The sequence below is a fragment of the Armatimonas sp. genome (genome assembly GCF_031410135.1).
Lineage (GTDB): Bacteria > Armatimonadota > Armatimonadia > Armatimonadales > Armatimonadaceae > Armatimonas.
In genome coordinates this window covers 1-7,252 of sequence record NZ_JANNYP010000208.1, presented here as the reverse complement: position 1 = coordinate 7,252, position 7,252 = coordinate 1, and the positions used below count along the sequence as shown (strand labels likewise).

The 7,252-nt window shown below is 58.4% G+C and carries 9 protein-coding genes; 3 read left to right on the top strand and 6 right to left on the bottom strand.

All coding sequences use genetic code 11. The features are described from left to right. On the top strand, positions 1-1,581 hold a 1,581-nt coding region (locus tag RMO15_RS07510; RefSeq protein ID WP_309709993.1), incomplete at its 5' end, for a diguanylate cyclase. Here RMO15_RS07510 and RMO15_RS07505 read toward each other — a convergent pair. From RMO15_RS07505 to RMO15_RS07495, 3 genes are all read right to left on the bottom strand, one after another. Next, on the bottom strand, positions 1,512-1,994 hold the full coding sequence (locus tag RMO15_RS07505) for an OsmC family protein (RefSeq protein WP_309709991.1): 483 nt from the start codon (positions 1,992-1,994) through the stop codon (positions 1,512-1,514). The genes RMO15_RS07510 and RMO15_RS07505 overlap by 70 nt on opposite strands. A 145-nt stretch (positions 1,995-2,139) precedes the next feature. Next, positions 2,140-3,066 (bottom strand): cysteine synthase CysM, encoded by a 927-nt coding sequence (gene cysM, locus RMO15_RS07500; protein WP_309709988.1) that lies wholly within the window; start codon positions 3,064-3,066, stop codon positions 2,140-2,142. A 27-nt stretch (positions 3,067-3,093) separates the two neighbouring features. Continuing rightward, positions 3,094-3,486 (bottom strand): VOC family protein, encoded by a 393-nt coding sequence (locus RMO15_RS07495; protein WP_309709986.1) that lies wholly within the window; start codon positions 3,484-3,486, stop codon positions 3,094-3,096. A gap of 33 nt (positions 3,487-3,519) precedes the next feature. On the opposite strand from RMO15_RS07495, the gene RMO15_RS07490 reads away from it, so the two are divergent. Next, on the top strand, positions 3,520-4,593 hold the full coding sequence (locus tag RMO15_RS07490; protein WP_309709983.1) for a Gfo/Idh/MocA family oxidoreductase: 1,074 nt from the start codon (positions 3,520-3,522) through the stop codon (positions 4,591-4,593). Positions 4,594-4,773: 180 nt separating this feature from the next. Further along, positions 4,774-5,265 (top strand): hypothetical protein, encoded by a 492-nt coding sequence (locus tag RMO15_RS07485; RefSeq protein WP_309709980.1) that lies wholly within the window; start codon positions 4,774-4,776, stop codon positions 5,263-5,265. 109 nt (positions 5,266-5,374) lie between these two features. Here the strand turns inward: RMO15_RS07485 and RMO15_RS07480 are convergent, their stop codons facing one another. The 3 genes from RMO15_RS07480 to RMO15_RS33215 all read right to left on the bottom strand — a co-directional run. After that, on the bottom strand, positions 5,375-6,595 hold the full coding sequence (locus tag RMO15_RS07480; protein ID WP_309709978.1) for an MFS transporter: 1,221 nt from the start codon (positions 6,593-6,595) through the stop codon (positions 5,375-5,377). Positions 6,596-6,599: 4 nt separating this feature from the next. Beyond that, positions 6,600-7,112: a Clp protease N-terminal domain-containing protein gene (locus RMO15_RS07475; RefSeq protein WP_309709975.1), complete on the bottom strand. Its 513-nt coding sequence runs from the start codon at positions 7,110-7,112 to the stop codon at positions 6,600-6,602. Positions 7,113-7,145: 33 nt separating this feature from the next. Further along, positions 7,146-7,252: Clp protease N-terminal domain-containing protein (locus RMO15_RS33215; protein ID WP_369016089.1), on the bottom strand; the 107-nt coding region annotated here is incomplete at its 5' end.

The window sequence follows — 7,252 nt, the reverse complement described above, 5'->3', positions numbered from 1 at the left end:
CTCTGCCCGCCGGAGCGCAGTGCACTGCTCCGGCGCGACTTCTTCTCCGTGGTCAAGCAGCAGCGCAACTCAAACTACGAGGTGGCACTAACCCGTGGTGACGAGACTCCGATCTTTGTAGACTTCTGCCTGCGGCCTCTTACCGATAAGCAGGGAAGAGTCAACATCGTGCTGGCCGAAGGCTACGAGATCACGGGGCGAAAGCACCTTGAAGACGATCTCCTGGAGGCCCAGAGCCGTCTTCATGAGGCGCAGGCCGTGGCACGAATCGGTTCCTGGGAGCTAGAACTGGCAAATAGTCAGGTTACCTGGTCCCCGGAGACTTTTCGACTCTTCCACTTTGACCCGACGCAGGGGGAGCCTGACTATGAGACCCATCTGAGCCGCCACCACCCCGACGATCAGCCACTGGTTACCACTGCCATCCAAAACGCGATTCAGCATGGGATTGCCTACGACTTACAGCTTCGCATCGTCCTGCCTAGTGGCGAGCTGCGCTGGCTGCAGTGCCTCGGAAGGGCCGTCTATGGGAGCACGGGTGAGCTTCTTAAGCTCGTCGGAACGTCGCAGGACATCACCGACTGGAAGCGTGCCGAGCAAGAGCGCGAGCGCCGTGAGCGCGCCCTCACGGAGGTGTTGGATATCATGCCGCACCTGGCTATCTTGGTAGATCCTCGTGGCCGAGTGACCTATTACAATGGTCACTTCTATGACTTCAGCGGAGTCGCCCGTCAGCGCTCTGTCTTGGGAGTGAACTGGCGGCTGTGTCTTGCCAACGAGGATCTGAAGCTTGTCATCAACGAGGTTCGTTCTCTCCCCACGCGCCGAGAGCCCTTTGAGTTCGAGGTACGTATCCGTCGGCACGATGGCATGCTACGCTGGCACTTGATGCGTGTGGTTCCTATCTTTGGGGGAGGGCAAGAAGTCGAGCGCTTTATTGTCACGGGAACAGATATCTCCGAACGTCACCATCAAGAGGAGGCGCTGCACCGCGTCAACACCCGTCTCGAAGTGCTTGCCAACACGGATGCGCTCACCGGAGTTAGCAACCGCCATGCCTTGGATGAGCGTCTTGCGCTGGAGTGGCAGAAGGCGGAACAAGAAGCGGGCTTGCTCTCTGTGGTTCTGCTTGATGTGGATCACTTCAAGTCCTTCAACGACACCTACGGCCATATCTGCGGCGATGTGATCTTGCAGCAGCTAGGCCAGCTCCTTCTGACCAATACCCGCACCTCCGACCTTGCAGCCCGCTACGGCGGGGAGGAGTTTATGATAATTCTCCCCAATTCCGATGCTCTAGCAGCGGCTCGCTGGGCAGAGCGGCTGCGAAGCACCATTGAGAGTCGTGCATGGCCCAATCGCGCCATTACAGCGAGTTTTGGAGTGGCCACTTGGAACGCAGAGAGCCTAGACGCCAACGAGGAAGTGCTGACTCCCGCCGGACTGGTGAACGCTGCCGATGAGGCTCTCTACCGGGCGAAGGTGCGGCGTAACTGTGTCTGTACCTCGCTCTACGGAGAGACAAGCGAGAGTACGGTCACCTCGATCTTAGGGTCGAGTGAGTCCGCCACCGAGCAGTAGCGACGCACCGCTAGCTCCGCAGCACGCTCAAGAGCCGCTGGGTCTACCGGGCCGTGGGCGGTGAAAGTGAGGGTGATGTGTGTGTAGGGAGCCGGAGTCGCTTCGACCCGAGTCCCTTCCGCCTCAATGGTCAGCCCACGCACATCCTGCCGCTGTCGCGCGAGAATCAGCCCCAAATCCAGCGCACTGCACCCCGCGAGCGAGATGAGAAGCAGCGCCATGGGCCGAAAGCCCGGCCCGGAATTCTCCAGCGAGGGAAGCGTCTCCGGGAAAACACTAGGGTCAGGTAGGCGCTCCCTAATCTGCTGATCAAACTCCGCCGACCCCGCCAGCCGCATCGTATTGCCTAGTGCATCGCTCGCATCGTAGGCGCATGGCCCGACGCGCACGATAGAAATCTTAACGGTGCTCATGAAATAATCTCCATGAACCGGAACCACGAGGGTTCCGGCTTAAGAGGGCGACGGGCACCTCCGTGCCCATGAGATTCGGTTGGCTGCGAAGGCAGCCGTCGTCCTCTTAAGCCCAGAGACTTGTTCTTAGGGGCATTTACAACGCTCATGAAATAATCTCCAGCTCACCGAGCTCAGGGTGGCCGTCGGCGAATAAGTCCGACGAGAGATAGCGGTCACCACGATCACAGAGAATAGTGACGATTAGGCCACTTTTGAGTTCACGGGCGACTTGCTGCGCCGCCCAGAGCGCTCCTGATGCCGAGACACCCGTGAAGATCCCGGTGGTCGCCGCAAGCGTCCGTGCCGCGGCTTCCGCGACCGCTTGCTCGATATCAATGACCCAGTCCACGCGTTCGCGCTCGAAGATTTTTGGGAGATATTCAGGAGCCCAGCGGCGAATCCCTGGAATCCGTGAGCCCGGAGTCGGCTGACAACCGACGATCTGAATCTCAGGGTTTTGCTCTTTTAAGTAGCGCGAGACCCCCATGATGGTTCCCGTGGTGCCCATCGCGGAGACAAAGTGCGTGATCTGGTGCTCTGTGTCGGCCCAGATCTCGGGCCCCGTGGTCTCGTAGTGAGCGCGCCAGTTATCCGGGTTGGCGAACTGGTTGAGCATCAAGTAGCGCCCCGGATGTGCGGCCATACGAGCGTGTGCAAAGTCAATCGTGCCTTCCATAGCGCCCGCCGCCGGAGTCAGCACCACTTTTGCCCCCAGCGCCCGCATCGTCTGCACCCGCTCCGCCGTGCTATTGGCAGGCATGACTAGCTCGAGTTTATAGCCCCGCGCCGCCGCGATCATCGCCAGCGCAATCCCCGTGTTGCCACTGGTCGGCTCGATGAGTGTGATTCCGGGTGTAAGCTCCCCGCGCTCCTCGGCACGGCGGATCATCGAGAGCGCCGGTCGGTCTTTGACGCTCCCCCCCGGGTTATTGCCCTCCATCTTGCCCAAGATCGGGACATTCGGATTAGGTGAGGGAAGCTGCACCAGCGGCGTGTTGCCGATACGATCAGCGAGAGTTGGTAGAGTCATACGTTGATTTCACTAGGAGACTTGTGTTTATTCTTTCGGGGTGGCCATTTTTGGCCACTCCATGCAGGCTACCTCGACCACAAACCCGCCTGGAGCCGCTATATAAAACCCGTAGCGGCCTTCTTTTCGCTCCGGTGCTTCATCGCCAATTCCATCGGCAGAGATCAACTGGTAGATACGGTCTACTTCTTCGCGGGTTTCGACAAAGAATCCGATGTGAAAGTCCTTGTGGTACTCCACCTCAGCCGTGCTGTTCTTATCAAAGTGGCTCAGATTCAGCACTAACCCTGTGTCGTCCTGCAGAATGGCCAGGAAGTTTTTTCCTACTTCTTGTACGGTCACCAACCCAAAGTACTTGGTAAAGAAGTCGCGAGCTGTCTCTACATCACGAACCGGCAGATTGACATGGTTGAGTTTCATTGTATGATTGTATCAGCCAGGTACAATTTGAGCATGAGTGAACTCTATCGTGTGGCAGTAATTGGCACCGGTCTGCCCTGGAAAACCGATGGTGCGACTGGCTTTGGGATGAGCCGTGCACATGCGCCTGGCTATGCAAAGTCGGGCAAGTGTGAGATCGTGGCCCTTGCGGATATTGCGGAGGCCAACATGGCGGCCTTTAACACCGATCTTTGTGATGGCAAGGCGCGGCAGTACACGGACTATAAAGAGATGCTCACGACCGAGAAGCCCGATGTTGTCTCGATTGCGACGTGGCCGCATCTGCATGCAGAAATGGTGATCGCCGCCGCTGAGTCAGGCGTGAAGGCAATTCACTGCGAGAAGCCGATGGCGGGGACGTTTGGCGAGGCGCGGAAGATGGCCGAAATCTGCGCCATGCACGGTGTTCAGCTGACGTTTAACCACCAGCGCCGCCACTTGCCGACGTTCCAGACAGCAAAGAAACTTATCGAAAGCGGAGCGATTGGGGAGCTGACGCGCCTAGAGGGAAGTTGCTTGAATATGCTGGACTGGGGCACGCACTGGCTCAATATGTTCCAGATGCTCAACGGCGAGTCCGCGCCGGTCTGGGTGATGGGGCAGGTGGATGTCCGCAAGCCGCACCAGGTCTACGGCGTCAAGCACGACACCGACGGGATGTGCTTGGTGGGCTACGAAAACGGCGTGCATGGCCTGCTCTGTACGGGCGAGACGGCGGAGAAAGCCGTGGGGTGTTCGATAAAAGCCTTTGGCACTGAGGGCTACTTGGAGATTCACAATACCGCGCCACATCTCCGAATCCGTGGCAAGGGCGACAGTGCGCTCCGTGAACTTACCGGCTCTGAAACAGAGGGCGGCTTGCACGGTAGCTTCGCCAACCATGACAATGTGGTGGACTTGGTCAATGCGCTCACCGCGGGCCGCAAGCCGCTGTGTGATGTGAGTAATGCCCTGGTGACCACCGAGATTATCTATGCCTGCTACGAGTCGGCGCGGCGACGGGGACGGATTGACCTGCCACTCACCATAGACGATCACCCGCTGGCGGCACTGGTCGAGTCGGGGGCGTTTCCGGCGGCACTCTGAGCTTTGAAGCCCTCGGATAAATCCCGCGGCTTAAGAGGGCGACGGCTACCTTTGTAGCCAACCGGCTCCACTGGGCACGAAGGTGCCCGTCGCCCTCTTAAGCCCGCAGACTCGTTCTCAGGGCTTTTCCCTGCACTCTGAGCTTTGAAGGTATACTAGAACTCAAGGATCGAAAATATCATGCGACGAAATCTTTTATTTGTGGGCGCTCTTGCGCTTTTGGCGGGCTGCTCGGGCGGATCGGGGACGCTTCAGACCAACTTGCCGACGGCGGCGCAGCTACGGGCAGTGCCCCTGAGCCTTGGTGTGTCGGGAAAGACCTTGACGGGTGAGACCTATGTGTGGCGCAACCTGATGCCCATAACGACTCTGGTTGGAGAGGCTCCTGCGAAGCGCGGCGTGATTGTCTCTTTTACCGCCCGTGCCAGTGACAACACTCCTATCCCGGGTGGCCTGCGTGCCGAGAAGATCACCGTGACCAATGGCGATGAGGTCTGGGCCTCAGCAGACGTTGAGATCCGCAGCGACGAAACAACCTTTGGCGGCGTCGTTCGAAACGGCCCCGAGTGGCCTGTCGGCTCTGCACTCGATGTTGTGATTGACTTCCGTGATAGCACAGGAGACACCTACCAGCTCCGCGCCGTCGGTCAGGTTGTCCAGGGCGCGTTCTAATCATCCGCCTCGTGAACGAGGCGTCAAGAGCCTTGTGCCTCGGCTGGAAAGCCCGTGCCGGGCTACAAACAAATTTCCCCGCCCGGCACGGGCTTTCCAGCACGAAGTGCTACTCGACGCCCCGTTCACGAGGCGTTGGGTTGCTCTCGGGGACGTGCGCGACGAGGTAGGTCGCCCCGAGCATACCCACCAGGCTCATGACGATAAACATGGTGTCGAAGCTGTAGGTATTGGCGAGCCAGCCACAGAGAGCGGGGCTGACCGAGATCGCAATCCCCGACGTGGCCATCAGAGCTGCCTGCGCCGTGCCACGCTGGGCATCCGTCACGCAGTCGTTGACATAGACCACGGCGAGCGTTCCGACAATCCCGTAGTTGATTCCGTGGAGCGACTGGATCGCCATCACCATTGCCGGTGTTGTGGCAGCGGTGTAGAGGATCAGGCGTATCGGCATCAGGCAGAAGGCGACGATTAATGCGGGCTTTCGTCCGTTCTTGTCCGTCCACTTTCCCACCTGGGTCATGACTAAAACCTCGCAGATCACCCCCGCCGCAAACATCAGTGAGACCTGACGCGGCGTCGCCCCGAGATGCTTCATAAAAAGCGGCAGATACGCCGATGCCCCATAGAGCGCGAACTGATACAGAAAGTAGGCCACGAAAAAGTGCTTCAGGCCAACACTAAGCCCCCTCTTCGCGGAGCCGGAGGGGGGCAGGGGGGAGACTGGCTCCGCGAAGGGGATAGATTTTGGGAGTTTGATGTCGGGCACGCACAATGAGACGGCAGCGATGAGGAAGAAGAGCAAGGGGCCGTAGGTGAAGATGGGTGCGAGGTCAGCGTGGGACATGCCAGGGTGTGCGGGGAGCAGAAAGCCCGCCGTTATTCCAATGCAGATATAGCCAACACTTCCCCAGACCCGGTACTTGGCATACGCCGCCCCGCCTTGACCCGCCTGCGCCAGCCGCCCGACTAGGACGCCGCCCACGGTATTCAAGAACTGGATACCAATGCCACCCAGCGCGGTGAGCGTCAGAAAGCCCCAGAAGCCCTGAGCAGACCGAAAGAGCAAGTAGGCCGCTCCCGCTAGCAGCCCGGCCAGCACCATCAGTGGACGGCGGGCATCGAGCTTATCGGAGAGCTTACCAAAGAGCGGCTGTATCAGCACCGCAATCGCCATCCCCAGTCCCGTGATCAGCCCGATCTGCGTCTTGTCCAGCCCCGAAGCGGCGTAGTAGGGTGACGTAAACGGCTGCAAGAACCCAAACGAACCTGTGATCAGAAAGAGGCAAACACAGAGTGCAATTTTTCGCCCGCGAGGGATAGCTACCAAAGAATCAGGATCCAGAAGGCGGCTCCTTCATGGCAGGACGTGAAAACATTCGGAAGAGAAGATCGTGTGCCTTGAGCGATGGCTTTGCCTGTTGTTGAAGAACTACTTCTTGACGAGCTTGCTCAAGTCCTACATTGAATTTAGAAAGCACCTGCTCCGCAAGGCCATTACCTTCGCGAATGACACCAAGAAAGAGATACTCACAGTCAATGTTGTTGTTCTTTAGTGCCTGTGCTTCCTGGTAGGCGAGATCTATGCTGGTCTTTGCTCGCTTCGTCAACGACATCTCCGCATGCGTCTGCCCAAGACCAAGGGGGAGAAGCGCAAATAACTCGTCGTGGAGGTGTGTGGGGGAGACAGAAAGTCGTTGGAGAAGCTGGCAGGCAGAGTTTTCTTGCTCTTGTAGGAGTCCTAAGAGAAGGTGCTCTGCATCAACAAAATTAGTTTCTTTCTTTTCTGCGGCGACTTGGGCAAAGTAGACGGCACGTTGGGCATGCTGAGTGAACTTGTTCCACATCGCTTGGGCTTTTACCCCTTCTCCAAGAGGGCATCACCGACGCCGGAGGTGTGTGGGGGAGACAGAAAGTCGTTGGAGAAGATGGCAGGCAGAGTTTTCTTGCTCTTGTAGGAGTCCTAAGAGAAGGTGCTCTGCATCAA

Bases quoted from the DNA above. Each gene is read 5' to 3' on its own strand.
- RMO15_RS07505 (WP_309709991.1), bottom strand. From the start codon at position 1,994: ATGAGCACCGTTAAGATTTCTATCGTGCGCGTCGGGCCATGCGCCTAC.
- cysM (WP_309709988.1), bottom strand. From the start codon at position 3,066: ATGACTCTACCAACTCTCGCTGATCGTATCGGCAACACGCCGCTGGTG.
- RMO15_RS07495 (WP_309709986.1), bottom strand. From the start codon at position 3,486: ATGAAACTCAACCATGTCAATCTGCCGGTTCGTGATGTAGAGACAGCT.
- RMO15_RS07490 (WP_309709983.1), top strand. From the start codon at position 3,520: ATGAGTGAACTCTATCGTGTGGCAGTAATTGGCACCGGTCTGCCCTGG.
- RMO15_RS07485 (WP_309709980.1), top strand. From the start codon at position 4,774: ATGCGACGAAATCTTTTATTTGTGGGCGCTCTTGCGCTTTTGGCGGGC.
- RMO15_RS07475 (WP_309709975.1), bottom strand. From the start codon at position 7,112: ATGTGGAACAAGTTCACTCAGCATGCCCAACGTGCCGTCTACTTTGCC.